Source organism: Pseudomonas sp. 32_A (genome assembly GCF_017490905.1).
GTDB classification, from domain to species: Bacteria; Pseudomonadota; Gammaproteobacteria; order Pseudomonadales; family Pseudomonadaceae; genus Aquipseudomonas; species Aquipseudomonas inefficax.
In genome coordinates this window covers 1-290 of record NZ_JAFGYI010000432.1, presented here as the reverse complement: position 1 = coordinate 290, position 290 = coordinate 1, and the positions used below count along the sequence as shown (strand labels likewise).

The 290-nt window shown below is 64.1% G+C and carries 1 protein-coding gene; it reads left to right on the top strand.

What is annotated here, in order from left to right; all coding sequences use genetic code 11:
- The coding region (locus J5M58_RS28610) for a hypothetical protein (RefSeq protein WP_207880626.1) at positions 1-290 on the top strand (290 nt) is incomplete at both ends.

The following is a 290-nucleotide window of genomic DNA, read 5'->3' as shown; positions in this document are numbered from 1 at the left end:
CCACCGAAGGCCACGATGTGATCGCCTCCTTCATCAACATCGATACCCTGCTCTACCGCAAGGCCTGGATCGCCTTCGCCAACGACCCCTGGCCCCGTGCGGTACTCGACCGCTATCGGCAAGGCATTGCCGACAGTGACCCGGGCACCCTCGCCCGCTTCGCCGAAGTGGACCTGAACACCGCACGCAACGACCCTGCCAGCCTCGGCATCGCCATGACCGACAGCTTCCGCTTCGGCCTGGAGCAGGTGCTGGAGTTCTCTACCTTTTCCTCCGCCAGGTTCACCAGC